The sequence below is a fragment of the Streptomyces sp. NRRL S-340 genome, from assembly GCF_000720185.1.
Lineage (GTDB): Bacteria > Actinomycetota > Actinomycetes > Streptomycetales > Streptomycetaceae > Streptomyces.
The window spans coordinates 177,669-195,180 of sequence record NZ_JOIY01000006.1 but is presented as its reverse complement, the minus strand read 5'-3'; the positions used below and the strand labels follow the sequence as shown (position 1 = coordinate 195,180).

13 protein-coding genes are annotated in these 17,512 nt (G+C 73.7%); 2 read left to right on the top strand and 11 right to left on the bottom strand.

The annotated features are described in order from the left end of the window. Positions 1-317: 317 nt before the first annotated feature. Positions 318-1,325 carry a stage II sporulation protein M gene (locus tag IG64_RS06495; RefSeq protein WP_037852966.1) on the bottom strand — a complete coding sequence of 336 codons (1,008 nt, stop codon included), beginning with the start codon at positions 1,323-1,325 and terminating at the stop codon, positions 318-320. A gap of 130 nt (positions 1,326-1,455) precedes the next feature. Between IG64_RS06495 and IG64_RS06490 the strand changes: the two genes are divergently transcribed. Next, positions 1,456-2,403: an RDD family protein gene (locus IG64_RS06490; protein WP_037852964.1), complete on the top strand. Its 948-nt coding sequence runs from the start codon at positions 1,456-1,458 to the stop codon at positions 2,401-2,403. A gap of 4 nt (positions 2,404-2,407) precedes the next feature. Here IG64_RS06490 and IG64_RS06485 read toward each other — a convergent pair whose 3' ends face one another. The 8 genes from IG64_RS06485 to IG64_RS06455 form a co-directional block, all read right to left on the bottom strand. Then, a complete protein-coding gene (locus IG64_RS06485) occupies positions 2,408-3,025 on the bottom strand; it encodes a hypothetical protein (protein WP_037852962.1) in 618 nt (205 codons plus the stop codon). 168 nt (positions 3,026-3,193) lie between these two features. Then, the gene (gene ahcY / locus IG64_RS06480) at positions 3,194-4,651 is read right to left on the bottom strand and encodes an adenosylhomocysteinase (protein WP_037852960.1); all 1,458 of its coding nucleotides are present in this window, start codon (positions 4,649-4,651) and stop codon (positions 3,194-3,196) included. Positions 4,652-4,906: 255 nt separating this feature from the next. Next, positions 4,907-5,890: a cation diffusion facilitator family transporter gene (locus IG64_RS06475; RefSeq protein ID WP_037852959.1), complete on the bottom strand. Its 984-nt coding sequence runs from the start codon at positions 5,888-5,890 to the stop codon at positions 4,907-4,909. Between the two features lie 229 nt (positions 5,891-6,119). Then, positions 6,120-7,271 (bottom strand): mannose-6-phosphate isomerase, class I, encoded by a 1,152-nt coding sequence (manA, locus tag IG64_RS06470; RefSeq protein WP_037852957.1) that lies wholly within the window; start codon positions 7,269-7,271, stop codon positions 6,120-6,122. Positions 7,272-7,411: 140 nt separating this feature from the next. Next, the gene (locus IG64_RS06465) at positions 7,412-8,539 is read right to left on the bottom strand and encodes an SIS domain-containing protein (protein WP_037852956.1); all 1,128 of its coding nucleotides are present in this window, start codon (positions 8,537-8,539) and stop codon (positions 7,412-7,414) included. A 330-nt stretch (positions 8,540-8,869) separates the two neighbouring features. Beyond that, complete coding sequence (locus IG64_RS38390; RefSeq protein ID WP_078883827.1) at positions 8,870-9,040, bottom strand: Trm112 family protein; 171 nt, start codon at positions 9,038-9,040, stop codon at positions 8,870-8,872. Between the two features lie 207 nt (positions 9,041-9,247). Next, positions 9,248-10,612: a phosphomannomutase/phosphoglucomutase gene (locus tag IG64_RS06460; RefSeq protein ID WP_037852954.1), complete on the bottom strand. Its 1,365-nt coding sequence runs from the start codon at positions 10,610-10,612 to the stop codon at positions 9,248-9,250. A gap of 191 nt (positions 10,613-10,803) precedes the next feature. Beyond that, on the bottom strand, positions 10,804-11,229 hold the full coding sequence (locus tag IG64_RS06455; RefSeq protein ID WP_078883826.1) for a DUF3499 domain-containing protein: 426 nt from the start codon (positions 11,227-11,229) through the stop codon (positions 10,804-10,806). Positions 11,230-11,522: 293 nt separating this feature from the next. On the opposite strand from IG64_RS06455, the gene IG64_RS06450 reads away from it, so the two are divergent. Next, positions 11,523-11,972, top strand: a complete 450-nt coding sequence (locus tag IG64_RS06450; protein ID WP_078883825.1) for a metallopeptidase family protein — start codon at positions 11,523-11,525, stop codon at positions 11,970-11,972. A gap of 178 nt (positions 11,973-12,150) precedes the next feature. Here the strand turns inward: IG64_RS06450 and IG64_RS06445 are convergent, their stop codons facing one another. Next, a complete protein-coding gene (locus tag IG64_RS06445; protein WP_037852947.1) occupies positions 12,151-13,671 on the bottom strand; it encodes a DUF5719 family protein in 1,521 nt (506 codons plus the stop codon). After that, positions 13,668-17,465, bottom strand: a complete 3,798-nt coding sequence (locus tag IG64_RS06440; RefSeq protein WP_037852944.1) for a glycosyltransferase family 2 protein — start codon at positions 17,463-17,465, stop codon at positions 13,668-13,670. The genes IG64_RS06445 and IG64_RS06440 overlap by 4 nt, the downstream gene beginning before the upstream one ends. Positions 17,466-17,512: the final 47 nt, after the last annotated feature.

Sequence of the window (17,512 nt, the reverse complement as noted above, 5' to 3'; positions counted from 1 at the left end):
TCTATCAGATCTTTCCGATCCGATTTCCTCGGTGCTTTCCAGGTTCCCGCTCCGCTTTCGCTTCGCGTTTCCCTTTCCGGCGGTTCCGACTCTATCAGAAGTTCTCAGCCGGTCTGACCGGGCTTCGTTTTCCGATTCATCGGGGGCTTCCTCGGAATCGATATCGACTCCGGAAGCAGATAGATGTTCACCGTCGCCCATCCGGACGTGACGTCCAGCTCCAGGCAACTGTTCGAATCTACCTCCCCGCCCGGCCCGTGTCAACGGCTCCGGTGGGGCGAAGAGGAGACTAGCAGCTCAGCGGGCCGAAACGCACATCAGGCGGCCGTCGGCACGCTGGCGCTTCGCTCGGCCGGCGCCACGTCACCTGTGCCGCCGAGGCGCGCTGCACGGCCGCCCAGGACGTAGACGTACGTCAGAAAGGCCAGTTCGGCGGCGATTCCGATGGCGATACGGGCCCAGGTGGGAAGGCCGGAAGGGGTGACGAAGCCTTCGATAGCGCCGGAGACGAACAGGACGAGGGCCAGTCCGATGGCCATGCCCACGGCTGCCCGCCCCTCTTCCGCCAGAGCGGCGCGGCGCGTGCGCGGGCCGGGGTCGATGAGGGTCCAGCCGAGGCGCAGTCCCGTACCGGCGGCCACGAAGACCGCCGTCAGTTCGAGCAGGCCGTGCGGCAGGACCAGGCCGAGGAACGTGTCGAGCCGGCCTGCCGAGGACATCAGCCCGATACCGACGCCCAGGTTGAGCATGTTCTCGAAGAGGATCCAGAGGACGGGCAGCCCCAGGAAGACGCCCAGGACCAGGCACATGGCGGCGGCCTGGGCGTTGTTCGTCCACACCTGGGCGGCGAAGGCGGTCGCGGGGTGATCCGAGTAGTAGGTCTCGTACTCGCCGCCGGGGCGGGTGAGCTGCCGTAGCTCACTGGGAGCCGCGATGGTCGCCTGTACCGCCGGGTGGGTGCCGATCCACCAGCCGAGGAGTGCGGCGACGGCGGTGGAGAGCAGTGCCGTGGGCACCCACCAGTGACGCGCCCGGTAGACCGCCGCCGGGAAGCCCTCCAGCAGGAAGCGGCTGACGTCGCGCCACGAGGCCCGGCGGGTGCCGGTCACGGTCCCGCGCGCGCGGGCGACGAGCCGGCTGAGGCGGCCGGTGAGCAGCGGGTCGGGGGCGATGGACCGGATCAGCGACAGGTGGGTGGCCGCACGCTGGTAGAGGACGATCAGTTCGTCGGCCTCCGCGCCGGTGAGGCGGCGTCGGCGGCCCAGCAGGACTTCCAGGCGGTCCCACTCGGCTCGGTGGGCGGAGACGAAGACGTCCAGGTCCATCGTGTCTGCCTGCTCCTCGGCTGGTCGGTCGGCTGCCCGTCGGACGTGCAGCTTGTCCTACTGCGACGGGGCGGCCCTCAGCTTGGCAGACTGGCGGTCTTCGGGGGCAGGCCAGGGAAGGGTGGCGGGCGTGAGTGAGCTGGTGACGGGTGAGGCCGTGGCGCTGGAGCTGCGTCCGGCGAGGCTGCCCAGCAGGGCACTGGCCGTGCTGCTCGACCTCGTCGTGGCCCTGGCCGCCTATGTCGTGGTGAGCGTGGGCCTGCTGGCCGCCACGGCCTCGCTGGACGAGGCGGCAGGCGTCGCGGTGTCGATCGCCGCCTTCGTGCTCGTGCTGGTGGGCGGGCCGATCGCGGTCGAGACGCTCAGCCACGGACGCTCCCTGGGAAAGCTGGCGTGCGGACTGCGCGTCGTCCGGGACGACGGCGGGCCGATCCGGTTCCGGCACGCGCTGGTGCGGGGGGCGATCGGCGTGGTGGAGATCCTGATGACGTTCGGTGTCGTCGCCTGCATCGCTTCGCTGGTGTCGGCGCGGGGGCGGCGGCTGGGCGACGTGTTCGCGGGGACGCTCGTCGTACGGGAGCGGATCCCGGCCGGTCAGGCCGCCTTCGTACCGCCTCCACCGCCGTGGCTGTCGGGACGGTTCTCGACGCTCGACCTGTCGGCGGTGCCGGACGGGCTGTGGCTGGCGGTGCGCCAGTTCCTGACACGGATGCAGCAGATGGACCCGGAGATCGCCTGGGGCATGGGGCAGCGCCTCGCCGGGGACCTCGCCGCCCGCACCGGGACGCACGCGCCGGCCGGGGTTCCGCCGGCGATGTATCTGGCGGCGGTGCTGCAGGAGCGGCAGGTCCGGGAGGCCCGGCGGGCCTTCGGCGGCTCTCCCGGTGATCCTTCCCCGGGCTTTCCTCCGGCCGCCTCCGCGTCGGCCGGCTTCCCCCCGGCCGATCCCCCTTCGGCCCAGCTGCCGCAGGCGCCGGAGGTCCCGCAGGCGCCGGTCGTACCGCCGTCGGAGGCCGGCCCGCTTCGGGATGTGGGCACGGGTGAGCCGCCCGCAACGGGGTTCGTGCCTCCCGCGTGACCGGTCAGGGGGCGAAGACGGACGGCGGTGTCCGGAGGTCCTCCAGCTCGATGCCGGGGGCGGCCAGGACCACGTCACCCGCCAGGTGCACGGTGTGCCGTTCTCCCGTGTCCAGGGCTGTGACCTGGTATTCGTCCACGATCAGGGGGCCGTTGTCAGTGGCGTGTGCTTCTCTGTCCACCAGGGCCCAGGACTGGTCCACGGTACGGGGGGCGAGGACCGGATCGGTGAAGGCGACGAGGCGTACGCGGGTGGCGGAGGCCGAGGGGGTGAGGCGCAGGAGACGGGCGGTGGCGACGAGGAACGCGGGGGACGTGCCGGTGAAGGCGTGGGCGCGCACATTGCCTTCGGTGGCGTGGGTTCCGGTGGGGTCGGTGCGCACCCAGGTGACGCCGTCGAGGGCGGCGCCGCGCACCTGCCAGCCGCCCGCGTGGAGCTCGAGGCGGATCGGGCGGCCGAGTTCGTCGAGTGCGAGGTCGACCGAACCGCGGTGATCGCCCGAGGGGGTGGTGACCTGGGAGACGTAGCGCCAGCCCGAAGGGCCCGGGGCGCACTGGAAGTGTTCTTCCGCCAGGGGGGTGTGATCGTGCGGATCGTGGAGCGAATAGCGGCCGCGGGGCATGGGGTTCCTGGGGCTTGACGTGGCCGGGCCGGTCGACGGGCGGTCAACGGGGCAGGCCCCCGGCACGGGGGTGCGGGGGCCTGCCTCGGAGGACCGGGGGGACCGGCGGACCGGGCGGGCCGGGTGCGGCTCGCGGACCGGTCCTGGGGTTCGGTCCGTGGGGGTCGGTCAGTAGCGGTAGTGGTCCGACTTGTACGGGCCGTCGACCTCCACACCGATGTACGCCGCCTGCTCCGGGCGCAGCCGGGTCAGCTTGACGCCGAGCGCGTCCAGGTGGAGGCGGGCGACCTTCTCGTCGAGGTGCTTGGGCAGCACGTAGACGCCGGTCGGGTACTCGTCGGGCTTGGTGAACAGCTCGATCTGGGCCAGCGTCTGGTCGGCGAAGGAGTTGGACATCACGAACGACGGGTGACCGGTGGCGTTGCCCAGGTTGAGCAGGCGGCCCTCGGACAGCACGATGATGACCTTGCCGTCCGGGAAGGTCCAGGTGTGGACCTGCGGCTTGACCTCGTCCTTGACGATGCCGGGGATCTTCGCCAGACCGGCCATGTCGATCTCGTTGTCGAAGTGGCCGATGTTGCCGACGATCGCCTGGTGCTTCATCTTCGCCATGTCGGAGGCGAGGATGATGTCCTTGTTGCCGGTGGTGGTGACGAAGATGTCGGCGGTCTCGACGACCTCGTCCAGGGTGGTGACCTGGTAGCCGTCCATCGCCGCCTGCAGGGCGCAGATCGGGTCGATCTCGGTGATGATCACGCGGGCGCCCTGGCCGCGCAGCGACTCCGCGCAGCCCTTGCCCACGTCGCCGTAGCCGCAGACGACGGCGGTCTTGCCGCCGATCAGGACGTCGGTGGCGCGGTTGATGCCGTCGACCAGGGAGTGCCGGCAGCCGTACTTGTTGTCGAACTTCGACTTCGTCACGGCGTCGTTGACGTTGATCGCCGGGAAGAGGAGGGTGCCCTCGCGCTGCATCTCGTACAGCCGGTGCACGCCGGTGGTGGTCTCCTCCGTCACGCCGCGGATCTCGGAGGCCAGCTGGGTCCACTTCCGGGGGTTCTCACCCAGGGTGCGGGTCAGCAGCTGGAGGATGACGCGGTGCTCGTCGGACTCGGCGGTGTCGACCGAGGGGACCTTGCCGTCCTTCTCGTACTCGACGCCCTTGTGGACCAGCAGGGTGGCGTCACCGCCGTCGTCGAGGATCATGTTCGGGCCGCCGGTGGCGGCGTCGGGCCAGGTCAGCGCCTGCTCCGTGCACCACCAGTACTCCTCCAGGCTCTCGCCCTTCCAGGCGAAGACCGGAACACCCTGGGGGTTCTCCGGAGTGCCGTTCGGGCCGACCGCGATGGCGGCGGCGGCGTGGTCCTGGGTGGAGAAGATGTTGCACGACGCCCAGCGGACGCGGGCGCCCAGCGCCACCAGGGTCTCGATCAGCACGGCCGTCTGCACGGTCATGTGCAGGGAGCCGGTGATGCGGGCGCCCTTCAGGGGCTGCGTCTTCGCGTACTCCTTGCGGATCGCCATCAGACCGGGCATCTCGTGCTCGGCGAGGGTGATCTCCTTGCGGCCGAACTCGGCCAGGGACAGGTCGGCGACCTTGAAGTCCTGTCGGCTGTCGACAGTCGTCATTACGGGCTGCTCCTCGGGATCGGGTCGAGGTGGGTACGGCTGACCTGCGCGGCGGCGGACACAGGAGTGCCCGAGGAGGACACAGGCATGCCCGCGTGCGCGCAGCGCAGTCCGTCGGAGGCCCTCTCTCCCTCGGCCGGCCCGTCCTCGGGCCGCCCGACCGCCATCAGCAGCGACGTCTGGCTCCGTCCCAAGCTACACCGCGGATGCGGGCGGCCCCAGTCCGCCTCCGCACGGACCGGGCCGTTCGTGGGGTCAGTGTCCGCCGCCGGCGTGGGGGTTCGGGCCGCCCGGGGTGGCCTCCGGGTCCGGGCCCTTGGCGGCCTCGGCCGCGCTGTAGATGTCGGGTTCGAGGTAGATGACGCGGGCGATGGGGACGGCGGTGCGGATGCGGGCCTCGGCGGCGTCGATGGCGGCGGCGACCTCGGCGGCGGTGTCGTCGTGCCGCACGGCGATCTTGGCGGCGACGAGCAGTTCCTCGGGGCCGAGGTGCAGGGTGCGCATGTGGATGATCCCGGTGACGGTGGCGCCGTCGACGGTGGCGGCCTTGATCTCCTCGACGACGTCGGCGCCGGCGGACTCACCGAGCAGCAGGGACTTGGTCTCGGCGGCCAGCACGAGGGCGATCAGGACGAGCAGCACACCGATGCAGACGGTGCCGATGCCGTCCCAGATGCCGTTGCCGGTGAGCAGGGAGAGTCCGACGCCGCCGAGGGCGAGGACGAGACCGATCAGGGCGCCGAAGTCCTCCAGGAGGACGACGGGCAGCTCGGGGGCCTTGGCGCGGCGGATGAACTGCGCCCAGGAGAGCGTGCCGCGCAGTTCGCTGGACTCCTTGACGGCCGTGCGGAAGGAGAAGCCCTCGGCGCAGATCGCGAAGGCGAGGACGGCCACCGGCCAGTACCAGTTCTCCAGTTCGTGCGGGTGGCTGATCTTCTCGTAGCCCTCGTAGATGGCGAACATGCCGCCGATGGAGAACAGCACGATGGAGACGAGGAAGGCGTAGATGTAGCGCTCGCGGCCGTAGCCGAACGGGTGCTGTTCGGTCGCCTCGCGCTGGGCCTTCTTGCCGCCGATCAGCAGCAGGAACTGGTTGCCCGAGTCGGCGACCGAGTGCACTCCCTCGGCGAGCATCGACGAGGAGCCGCTGAAGGCGAAGGCCACGAACTTCGATACCGCGATCGCGAGGTTGGCGCCGAGTGCCGCCACGATCGCCCTGGTGCCGCCTGACGCGCTCATGTTGTCCGGGGTGTCCCTTCGCCTTCGTATCGCCTTCGTACGCGCTCGCGCACAGGGCATGTGCGCGTGCGCGGGGGTGCCGCACGGGGCAGTGCGTACCCGTGGTGGGGCGCACGCGTCCGTTGTGCCGTACGCGTCCGCCCCCGGCCCGGGCCTTTGCCCGCCCTTTGCCGGTGGGCCATTGTCGCAGCCCCGTCCGGCAGGGGGACGCGCGGTCAGGTGGCGCGGGTCACACGACGACCGTGGCCCGGAAGACGGTGCCCGCCCCGAGGACCTCTGCCTTCTCGCCGGCCGGGACGAACACGGACTGCCCGGGGGTGAGTTCCTGCTCGCCGGCCCGTACGGAGCCTGCCGTGCAGAGCAGGATCTGCGGGGTGTGCAGGGTGAGGTCGTGGGCCGGGGCGCCCTCGGGAAGGACGTACCGGGAGAGCCGGAACTCGTCGATGGGGGTCTCGTAGACCTCCTCGCCGTCCGGGGCGGCCTCGGGGCGCAGCACGCCGGCGTCACGCGCCTCGAAGCGGACGATGCGCAGGAGTTCGGGGACGTCGACGTGCTTGGGGGTCAGGCCGCAGCGCAGGACGTTGTCGGAGTTGGCCATGATCTCCACGCCCAGCCCGCTGAGGTAGGCGTGCGGGATGCCGGCGCCGAGGAAGAGGGCCTCGCCGGGCTGGAGGCGGACGTGGTTGAGGAGCATCGCGGCCAGCACGCCCGGGTCGCCGGGGTAGTGGTGGGCGATGCCCGCGTACGGGGCGTGGTCGCCGCCGAGGCGGGCGCAGGCGGCCGCGGCCTCGCCGACCGTGTGGGCCATCTCCTCGGGGTCGGCGGTGAGGAGCGCGGTGAGCACCTCGCGCAGGGCCGCCTCCTGGGGGCGGGCCCGCAGCAGGTCGACGTAGGGCTTGAGGGAGTCCACGTCGAGGGCGGCGAGCAGGTCCGCGGCCTCGTCGGGGGCGCGGAAGCCGCACAGGCCGTCGAACTCGGTGAGCGCGCAGATCAGTTCCGGCTTGTGGTTGGCGTCCTTGTAGTTGCGGTGCGGGGCGTCGACGGGGACGCCGCGGCGCTCCTCGTCGGCGTAGCCCTCCTCGGCCTGCCTCAGGTCGGGGTGGACTTGGAGCGACAGGGGTGCTCCGGCGGCGAGGATCTTGAGCAGGAAGGGCAGGCGGGGGCCGAACTTCGCGACGGTCCCGGCACCCAGTTCGCGCTCCGGGTCGGCGTCGATGACCTCGGCGAGGGTGCCGCGTGCGGTACGCGAGGGCGCGCCCGGGTGGGCGCCCATCCACATCTCCGCCTGCGGTTCGCCGCTCGGTTCTACGCCGAGGAGGTGCGGGATGGCGGTGGTGGAACCCCAGGCGTAGGGGCGGATGGTGTTGTCCAGGCGGTCCATGCGCTTCTCTCTGCAGTTCTGGTCAGGGCACCGCACCCCGTCGTACGGCGATCCGGGCGTCCAGGTCGGTTCGGGTCGTGTGGGAGGCCGGGCCGGGCGGGTGGTGCCGGATGCGCCGTCCCGGTCCGGCTCGTCCCGCGTCAGGCCCTGGAGGCGAGCGACAGGTAGACGGCGGCGAAGTCCGTGACGGCGATGAGTTCCGCGAGGCTCTCGATCTCGCCGCCGGGCTCGGGTTCCAGTTCGCTGATCGGCGTGTCGTGGCTGAGGGCCAGTTCACGGGCGGTGGGGGCGGCGGTGAGGCCGCCGAGCGGGCGGTCGCGCAGGAGCACCACGCGCGCGTGCAGGGCGGGCGGCTCGTCGACGCGGTCGCGGAAGAAGTCGTCCGGGTCGGCGCTGGCGGCCAGCGGACCGGCGAGGAGGGCGCTGTGCGCGGCGAGTGCCTCGGGGAGTTCGGCGACGACGGCGGGGATGCCGGACAGTTCGGCGAGTCCGGCGGCGAACCGGCGTCCCGCGGGGCCGGCGGCGGCTCCCTCGGTCCAGATCACCGGCAGGGAGTCGGCGAGTTCCGCGGCGAGGGTCTTGGCCGGGTTGCTGTACGTGACGATGGCGGGCCCGCAGCGCTCGGCGATCTGGTCGAGCCGGTCGGCGGTCGCCTCCAGGGCGTCGGGCGGGGCGGTGAGCAGGCCGACGCGGTCCAGGAGCGCGAGCAGCGGGGTCAGCAGCGCCCACAGCACGCCGGGGGCGGATCCGGCGAGGGGTTCGTCGTGGTCGTAGGGGGCGGTCGCCATGGGGACGAACAGGCCGTGCGCGCCCGCGATGGACTCGGCGAGGGGGGTGCCGGCCGGGGCCACGGCGACCACGGTGCAGCCGCGGCGGTAGGCCTGTTCGGCGAGCAGGGCGAGGCTCGGTTCGGTGCCGTCGGGGGTGGCGATGAGCAGCAGGTCGACGGAGCCGGCCCAGCCGGGCAGTTCCCAGCGCAGGGCGCCGGACGCGGAGGCGACGCCGGTCGGGGCCAGCCGGGTGACCGGGCTGCCCGCGCCGGCGAGCGTGCCGAGGAGGTCGGCGGCGTGGGTGGCGGCGGCGCCGGGACCGGCGATCAGCACGGCGCGGGGGCGGCCGTCGGGTTTCAGGTCGCCCACGCCCGCCTCGGCGGCGTGCCGGGCGGCGGTGCGGACGCGGGCACCGGCCTCGGCCGCGCCGCGGAGCAGTCCGCGGTGGTCGGCGGCGGCGAGTGCTTCCGGGGCGTCGAGCAGCGATTCGTCGAGCATGGGCGGCAGCCTCCGATCGGGTGCCGAACGCCGGGCCTCGGGGCGTCGGAACGTCGGGTGGTCGGGACGGCGGGCGTCTGGACTGCGGGGCGTGGGGTCTGCGGGGCGGTTGCCGACGGGCGGGCCGCCGGACGGGGAGACGTTCGGCCTTCCGTCGCCGGGCCTCCGGTGACCGGGCTCGCGTGCCCGGCCTCCGGGTTCCCGGGGTTCAGGTACCTGGACTTCAAGTACCCGGACTCCGGGTGTCGGAGCTTCGGGGCGCCTGCCTGGCCGTGCCGGGTGCTGCCCGGACGGGATTCGCGCTGCCGGGCGGCGGGCCGGCCGCGGGCGTCAGGCGGGGCGGCGGGCCTCGTCGACGAGCAGGACGGGGATGCCGTCGCGGACCGGGTAGGCCAGGCCGCAGTCCTGACCGGTGCAGACCAGCTCGGTGTCCTGCTCCTCGAGGGGAGCGTGGCAGGCCGGGCAGGCGAGGATCTCCAGAAGGCCGGCTTCGAGCGGCATGGGGTTTCCCTTCGGGACGCGGGGTGCGTGTGTGGTGGTACGGACCGTGTGTGGCCGTACGGACGTGCCTGGTCAGCGTACCGCCGGTCGGGGCCCGGGTGGCGGGGCCGGTCAGGGGCCTGTCCGGGCCCCGGCGGAGCGCTCGTCGGGCCGGTTCCGGCGCGACCGGGACAGGCCCTCACGTCCTTGCGCGACCGGGACCGGTCCTCAGCCGCGGATGATCGCCAGGACCTCGTCGCGCACCTTGGCCATCGTCGCCGGCTCGCGCGCCTCCGCGTTGAGCCGCAGCAGCGGTTCGGTGTTGGAGGGGCGCACGTTGAACCACCACTCGTCGGCGGTGACCGTGAGGCCGTCGAGTTCGTCGAGGGTGACGTCGTCGCGGCCGGCGTAGGCGGTCCTGAGCGCGGTGAGGCGGGCGGCCTGGTCGGCGACCGTGGAGTTGATCTCGCCGGAGCCGGTGTAGCGGTCGTACTGGGCGACCAGGGCCGACAGGGGGCCGTCCTGGCCGCCGAGCGCCGCGAGGACGTGCAGGGCGGCCAGCATGCCCGTGTCGGCGTTCCAGAAGTCCTTGAAGTAGTAGTGCGCGGAGTGCTCGCCGCCGAAGATCGCGCCGGTCCTCGCCATCTCGGCCTTGATGAAGGAGTGGCCGACGCGGGTGCGCACCGGCGTGCCGCCGTTCTCCTTCACCACCTCGGGGACGGACCAGGAGGTGATGAGGTTGTGGATGATCACGCCGTGGCCGCCGTGCCGGGCCAGTTCGCGGGCGGCGACCAGGGCGGTGATCGCGGACGGGGAGACCGGCTCGCCGTGTTCGTCGACCACGAAGCAGCGGTCGGCGTCGCCGTCGAAGGCGAGGCCGAGGTCGGCGCCCTCCGCGCGGACCCGCTCGCGCAGGTCGACGAGGTTGGCCGGGTCGAGCGGGTTGGCCTCGTGGTTGGGGAAGGTGCCGTCCAGTTCGAAGTACATCGGGACGAGGTCGACGGGCAGGCCGGTCAGGACCGTGGGGACGGTGTGGCCGCCCATGCCGTTGCCCGCGTCGACGACGACCTTCAGGGGGCGGATGGAGGTCACGTCCACGAGCGAGCGCAGGTGCGCCGCGTAGTCCTCCAGCGTGTCGCGCCGCGTGACGGTTCCCGTGCGCGCGGCCGGTCCGGGGGCGCCCGACGCGCGCCAGCGCTCGGTCAGTTCGCGGATCTCGGCCAGTCCCGTGTCCTGGCCGACGGGCGCGGCCCCCGCACGGCACATCTTGATGCCGTTGTACCGGGCCGGGTTGTGCGAGGCCGTGAACATCGCGCCGGGCAGGTGGAGTGCGCCGGAGGCGTAGTACAGCTGGTCCGTGGAGCACAGGCCGATCTCGGTGACGTCGACGCCGCGCCGTGCCGCTCCGCGTGCGAAGGCGCGGGCCAGGCCGGGTGACGAGGGCCGCATGTCGTGCCCGGTCACGAGGGCGTCCGCCCCGGTCACCTCGGCGAACGCCGCGCCGAACAGCTCGGCGAGCGACTCGTCCCACTGGTCCGGGACCACCCCGCGCACGTCGTACGCCTTGACGATCTGCGACAGATCAGCAGCCACGGCCAGCCCTTCTGAAGTCCCAATCGGTCCCCACAAACTACCCGTCCCGGGCAGTGCGGCCGACGCACGAGCGGGGCGGGGAAGGCGCGCCGCCCGGCGCGGCACACGGCGCCAGGGTCGCGGAGCGCGCGAGGGCGCAGGGGGACGACGGAGGGCGTCGGACCCGACTCGGGCCGTGGTGAACGGTTTTGTCAGTTGTCCGGTGAGCGCAGGACACGCAGATGGCCGCGGCGCGCGACCTCCATCGGGTCGGCTCCGCGGGTGCCACCGCCGCCGGCCTCGGCCGCCCGTTCCTGCGGGCGGGCCGCCTCGCGCACGGCGTTGGCGAGCGCCTCCAGGTCGTCACCGCTGGGCCGGGCGGGGGCCGAACCGTCGAGGAGCCGGACGACCTCCCAGCCGCGCGGGGCGGTGAGGCGCTCGGAGTGCTCGGCGCACAGGTCGTAGCAGTGCGGCTCGGCGTAGGTGGCGAGCGGGCCGAGGACGGCGGTCGAGTCGGCGTAGACGTACGTCAGCGTCGCTACGGCGGGACGGCCGCAAGCGGTGCGCGAACAGCGACGTACAGGGCTCACGACGTTGGACGGTACCGCACTCTTGAGCGGGCCGCGACGACTCTCCACCAGGTCACTCCCCCGTGTCGTACTGTGAATCACCCCACACACCCCTTCGGGCACACCCTACTGACCTGCGCAGACGGCGCCCGCCGGGATCTCGAACAGCCCTTGCTCCGGTCACGATTGGGTACAAAAACCGTCAATTGCCTTGAGATCGGCGGTCTCGGAGAGATACGGAATCGAGTCCGAGCTTGGCCGGAACCGGCATCAAGTGACCGGTCCGGCGGGGGCGGCACGGCGGCGGGCACGGCGTCCGCAACGAGGCGCGCGAGGGGGCCGGGGACTACCCTTCAGCGGTGATGGACAACCGTGTACCGCCCCGTGCCGCAGGCCCCGGGCCCCGCCGACGTGATCGCCACGGCCGGGGCATGCGCGGCCCGATCGCACCGCCGCAGGTGCCGCTCGCCGCGAGCCGCGCCGAGGTGTTCGCGGACCTGGTGCAGGATTCCGTGGACCGTCTGGAGCGGCGGTGGCCGCAGCTGGCCGACGTCGACTTCGTCGTGCTGGAGGTGCCGCGGCCGGCCGGGTCCGGGCAGACCTGGAGCGACGAGCCGGTGCCGCTCGGCGACACGGTGCCCGCGGACGAGGGACGGCGGGCGCGGGTCGTGGTCTACCGGCGGCCGGTGGAGATCCGCAGCAAGGGCCGCGACGAGCGGGCCGCGCTGGTGCACGAGATCGTGGTCGAGCAGGTGGCCGAACTGCTGGGCCTGACACCGGAGACGGTGGACCCCCGTTACGGGGAGGACTGACCGGCCAGAGCCGGCCCGGGCTGCTTCCTGGCCGGCCCCCGCCCGGCCCGGGGCGCGCCCGCCGGGGCGGGGGCGCCCGGACACCGAGGAGGTGCGGCGAGCCCCGGTGCCGGCGGCGTGCCCGGTCAGGACCGGGTCCCGCTCCGGCCCTGACGCTGCTGCCCGCCCCGGCCCGCGGTCACTTCTCCTGGAGTACCGCGATGTCCTCGTCGGCGTGCGGGACCGACACCGTCCCCCGGTCGTCCGGGAGGGTCTGGATCGTGAAGCCGGGAGTGTCCTCCACCGACGCGGTCAGCGTACGGGCGCCGTAGACCGGGCCGCCGGACAGGCACTCCACGGTGAGGGCATAACCGCCCTTCAGGCCGGACGGGCGGGGCGGGACGATGTCCTGGGTGGTGCCCGCCTTGATCGTGTACGTCCGCGACGCCTGCGTGCCGCCCTCGGTGCCCGCCGACGCGGTGACCTTGACCTGCGCGGTGGCGGTGGGGGCGGTCAGCGACAGGGTCGAGCCCTTCGCGCTGTTGTCGGCGGCCGTCGCCCGTGCCCCGACCGGTGCGGACGCCGGGATGAACGCCGTCTCCCGCTTGCTTCCCTTGCCCCTGGTCACCCGCAGCGCGGCGACCACCGGCACCGGTGACGAGGCCTGGGTGAGCACCAGCGAGCCGGCCTCCCCGCGCGTGAGGTCGCCCAGGTCGACGGCGGTCGTCGTGCCGCCCTTCACGTGCACGGTCTCGTGCCCCGCGGGGGTGATCAGCCCGGTCGGCGAGGCCAGTTTCACCTTCAGGTCGGTGTCGGCGTCGGCCGCCGTGAAGGCGATCAGCCGCACGGAGGCGGCGTCCTTGGGGATGCCCGGCAGCACCAGACCGGTCGCCGGGTCCGCGGCGGCCGACAGCCAGTCCCCGCCGTCCTTGTCGTCGAGTGCCTGCACCGCCGCGCCGACCCTGCCGCTGCGCACGCTCACGTGCACCGTGAGGTCCTCCTGCGGCGTGTCGCCGAGCGTGGACAGCAGGACGGGTTCGCTGGAGTGCGGGGCGACGGTGATGCCCTCCCCCGCGGTCGACTTCACGGCGCCGTCCTTGCCGTACAGCTCGATGTCGACGACGGCGGCGGAGTCGTCCGGGTTGGTCAGGTGGACGTAGTCCGAGCGGCCGGGGGCGGTGCTCGCGCCGGGGAACCAGAACTCGGTGTCCGGGGCCGTGCAGTCCACACCCAGCAGGCCGCGTCCGGCGCCCGCCGCGACCTCGGTGGTCTGCTGCATGGTCCAGCCGGGCGCGAACTTGCCCTCGGCGGTGCCGATCAGCGCGGGGGTGTCCCCGCCCGAGGTGTCCCCGGTGACCGGCGTACCGGGCGCCTTGGGCTGCAGCGCGGGCCGGCCGGCCTTCTTGCCGCCGTCCTCGCCCTTCCCCTTGCCCGCGGAATTGCCGGTGGCGGAGTCGGACTCCTCGGTGGCGGACCGGAGTTCGGCCTTGCCGCCGCTGCCCGTCCCCGCGGTCACCGGGGTGAAGGACGTGTACGAGGTGTCGGCTATGTCGGAGCTGCTCGGCGCCGGGCAGACCAGGGTGGTGCGCTCGACCGGCAGCCGCGCGGCGGCCTTCGCGGTGCCGGCGCCTGCCGCGTCCGGGCTCTCCAGCGCGGCGAATCCGGTGACGGCGGCGAGCGCGGCCACACCGGCGATCAGGGACAGGGTCGTGCGGTTCACTGCTGGCTCCCGTCGGGGCGCTCACTGCCGTTGCCGTGCGGATGGTGCTGCGCGGGGTCGTACGGCTGCTCCTCGTACCCCTGGTGGTAGGTCTGGCCGTAGGAGTCGGCCGGGACCTGGCCGCCGCCGTACGCGTACGGGTCGTAGGGACCGCTCTGGTACGGGTCGGTCTGGCCGCCCTGGTACGCCTGGTCGTACGTGCCCGCCGGGTACTGCTGGGGCGGGGCGGCCGCCGGGTACTGCTGGTCGCCGTAGGCGCCGTAGCCGGTCTCCGCTCCGGTGCCCGCGTAGGCGGTGGTGTCCCACTCGCCGTAGGACTGCTGGTGCGGCACGGCGGCCGGGGCGGGCTCCGGGAGGGGCGGCACACCGCCCGGCTCCTGGGGCGGGGTCTGCCGGTCCTGCTCGTCGGTCCCGGACTCGGCCTCCGCCTCGGCCTGGGCGCGCAGCCTGCGGGCCCGGCGGCCCTCGCCGGCCACGGCCTGCGCGGGCACGGGCTGCTCCTCGGGCAGGTCGTCGTCGACGTCGCGGCGGCGGCCGGGCAGGGCGAGCACCACCAGCACGACGGCGAGGGCGCCCTGGGCCCACAGCCAGGCGGTGCGCGCGAGCGGGGCGTCGAAGGTGACGTCGAGCCTGCCGCCGAAGGCGGGGAGCTGGAAGCCCTGGGCCCAGCCGTCGACGGTGGTGCGGGTGAGCGGCTTGCCGTCCAGGGTGGCGGTCCAGCCCGCGGCGGCGGAGTCGGCCAGCCGCAGCACGCGGCCCGCGGGGCCCGACGGGACGGTGGTGTGGATCTCGACCGGGCCGGCGGCCACGGGCTGCGCGGCGGCGGTGCCCGCGCCGGAGGCGCCGCCCCGTCCCGCGGCGGGGTCCGGCGCGGGCAGGACGGCGGCCCGGGAGACCTCCTGGTTCACCCGCCACAGGGCGCTGCCGTCCTGCTGACTGAGCCGGGAGAGGCCGGGGGTGGCGTCCAGCACGCGGCTGATCTCGCGGGGCGCGCCCTTGTGGACGAGGACGTAGCGCACGGCGAAGCCGCCGAGCTGGCCGGCCTGGTCGGCGCCGGAGCCCGCGACCAGGTTGGCGACGACCTTGTCGAGCCTGCTGTTCCCGCCGTCCGCCGCCAGTTCGGCGTCGCCCATGCGGACACCGGAGCCGCGGACGAGCATGTAGCCGACGTGGGCCGGGGAGTCGCTGTCGAGGACCAGGGTGCGGGCCTGGTCACGGGTGCTGCTCTCCTCGGCGACGAAGGCGGGCACCTGCACCGCGTCGCGCCGCTCCAGCGGGCCGTCGGCGCCGCGGATCATCCAGCCCGCGACCACGAGCAGCGGGCCGGCGGCCGAGGCGAAGGCGATCAGCGCGGCCACCGGCTGACGCCAGCCGAAGCTCTGCTCGGCCACGCGCGCGCGTGCCCCGTCGGCGCCGAGCAGGGCCGCGGTCAGCAGGGCCAGGCCGTAGACGAGGGTCGCGGGGCCGGCCCAGGTGGAGCCGTTGGACAGGACGGCGAAGACGAGTGCCACCAGCGCGACGGACCAGGCGGCCCAGACGGTGAACTGGCGCTGCGCACGCAGCAGGGCGGCGAGCGCGGCCAGGACGATGCCGATGAGCATCAGCCCGTGCACCGTGCCGGGGCCGCCCGGGGTGGCGCCGAGCAGGTCCAGGGCGGAGGCCGCCGAGGAGCCGTACTCGAGACCGGCCTCCTTGAAGAAACCGGACGGCAGCAGCGTCAGCGACCAGGGGGCGAGCAGCAGCAGCGGGGTGAGCAACTGGGCCAGGAAGCGGGGCAGGTGGGCGACCAGGTCGCGGCGGCGCACGGCCAGCACGGCGATGCCGAGGACCAGCGCGATGGGCCAGACGATGGGGGTGAAGGCGGTGGTGACGGTCAGCAGCAGGGCGTAGGCCCAGGTGGCGCGCCAGCTGCCGCGTGCGCCGGGAGGTGCGGTGAGGCCGCCGGCCGCGATGCCCGCACGGGCGATCAGCGGCAGCAGGACGGCGAGCACGGCGGTGCCGATGCGGCCGCCGGCCAGGGCGCCGGTGGTCGCGGGCAGGAAGGCGTAGACGACGGCCGCCCAGGCGCGCAGCAGGCGGGAGGGGACGAGGGGGCGGGAGGCGAAGTACGCGGTGAATCCGGCCAGCGGCACCGAACCGACGAGCAGCACGGTGACGGCGAGGCCCGTGGAACCGAGCAGCAGGGAGGCCAGCATCGCCACGAGCGCCAGGTAGGGCGGCGCGGACGGGGTGCCGCCGGCGCCGACGGGGTGCCAGGCGTCGAGGTAGCGCGACCACAGGTCGCCGGAGTCGGCGGGGGCGGGCAAGAGGGCGCCGCCCGCGAGCGCGCCGCCGCCGAGCAGGCTCCGGCAGGCGATCAGCGAGACGAGCAGCAGGACCAGGAAGAGCACCGGGCCCGGTTTGCGGGCGATGCGCTTGAGGCGGGCGAACTGCTCGATCTCCAGGTAGTCGGCGTCCTCTCCGCCGGGTCCCGACTCGACGGCGCCGCCGTGCCGGCCCGCGGCCGAGGCCTCGGGGTCGGAGCGGCCCACGAGGTTGCCCGCGACCTGTTCGACGGTGGCGCGGACGGTGGCGCCGGGCGGCGGGAACAGGGCGCGCAGCTCGCCCTTGTCGATCCGGGAGGCACCGCGCGCGCGCCGGCCGGCGATGATCCGCTCGGGGCGCAGCAGGGTGCCGGCCAGGCCGCGGATCTCGTCGAGGGCCTGTCCGGGGACCTTGCCGACGAGGTAGGCGAGGGTGCGCAGCACGGTGCCCAGGACGATGCGTGCGAGCACCCAGGGCAGCGCCGCCGTGCGGGTGTTGACGAGCAGGGTGTAGACGGCGCCGGCCTTGTCGACCTTGTGCGGGGAGGCCGCTGTGCGGCCCACGCAGTCGACGGTGCGGCGCTCGCGGGAGGCCGCCTCGGCGTGTCGTACGACGGCGTCGGGGGCGATGAGGACGCGGTGGCCGGCGGCGTGGGCGCGCCAGCACAGGTCGACGTCGTCGCGCATCAGGGGCAGCCTGCGGTCGAATCCGCCGAGCTGTTCGAAGATGTCACGCCGGATCAGCATTCCGGCGGTGGACACCGACAGGACCGACCGGACGTGGTCGTGCTGCCCCTGGTCCTGTTCGCGGCGGTCCAGGCCGGTCCAGCGGCGGCCGGAGTTGGCGATGCTGACGCCGACTTCGAGGAGTTGGCGGCGGTCGTACCAGCCGCGGAGCTTGGGGCCGACGACCGCCACGTCGTCGCGGCCGAGTTCGTACTCGTTGTCGACGACCCGCAACAGCTGGGCGAGGGCGTCGGGTTCGGGGGCGCAGTCGTCGTGCAGCAGCCAGAGCCACTGCACCGGTTCTCCGTGCGGCAGGTCGGGCAGGTCGTAGGCGTCGTCGCGCCAGGTGCGGCCGACGGGGTCCCAGCCGCTGGGGCGCTTGAGGTAGGGCAGTTCGTCCGGGGTGAGGTACGGAGCGGTGCGGGTGGCCTCTTCGACGGCCTGGCCGAAGCCGGTACGGCGGGCGAGGTGGAGCACGCGGTCGTCGCCGAGGGCTTCGCCGAGCACCTGGGCGGAGGTGTCCGCACTGCCCGTGTCGGCCGCGACGGCGTACTGCACCGGGCGTTCCTGGCCGAGGAGCCCGGCGAGGGCGTCGGGCAGCCAGCGGGCGCCGTCATGGGAGACGAGGACGGCGGTCACGACGTGCCGCGGGAACTCCGGCGGGCGCTCGGGATCGGACTGCGCGGGGGCGAACGGCATGGCGCGCGGGGGGTCCGACGGCGCTGCGGCGTCGTAATGGGCTGCCGTACGGCTGTGCACGGACATCGAGATACACGGCCCCGGTTCGGTGGATGCGGTGGACGCCTGTGCCC

Coding starts and splice junctions, on each gene's coding strand:
- IG64_RS06495 (WP_037852966.1), bottom strand. CDS start 1,325: ATGGACCTGGACGTCTTCGTCTCCGCCCACCGAGCCGAGTGGGACCGC.
- IG64_RS06485 (WP_037852962.1), bottom strand. CDS start 3,025: ATGCCCCGCGGCCGCTATTCGCTCCACGATCCGCACGATCACACCCCC.
- ahcY (WP_037852960.1), bottom strand. CDS start 4,651: ATGACGACTGTCGACAGCCGACAGGACTTCAAGGTCGCCGACCTGTCC.
- IG64_RS06475 (WP_037852959.1), bottom strand. CDS start 5,890: ATGAGCGCGTCAGGCGGCACCAGGGCGATCGTGGCGGCACTCGGCGCC.
- manA (WP_037852957.1), bottom strand. CDS start 7,271: ATGGACCGCCTGGACAACACCATCCGCCCCTACGCCTGGGGTTCCACC.
- IG64_RS06465 (WP_037852956.1), bottom strand. CDS start 8,539: ATGCTCGACGAATCGCTGCTCGACGCCCCGGAAGCACTCGCCGCCGCC.
- IG64_RS38390 (WP_078883827.1), bottom strand. CDS start 9,040: ATGCCGCTCGAAGCCGGCCTTCTGGAGATCCTCGCCTGCCCGGCCTGC.
- IG64_RS06450 (WP_078883825.1), top strand. CDS start 11,523: ATGGACAACCGTGTACCGCCCCGTGCCGCAGGCCCCGGGCCCCGCCGA.
- IG64_RS06440 (WP_037852944.1), bottom strand. CDS start 17,465: ATGTCCGTGCACAGCCGTACGGCAGCCCATTACGACGCCGCAGCGCCG.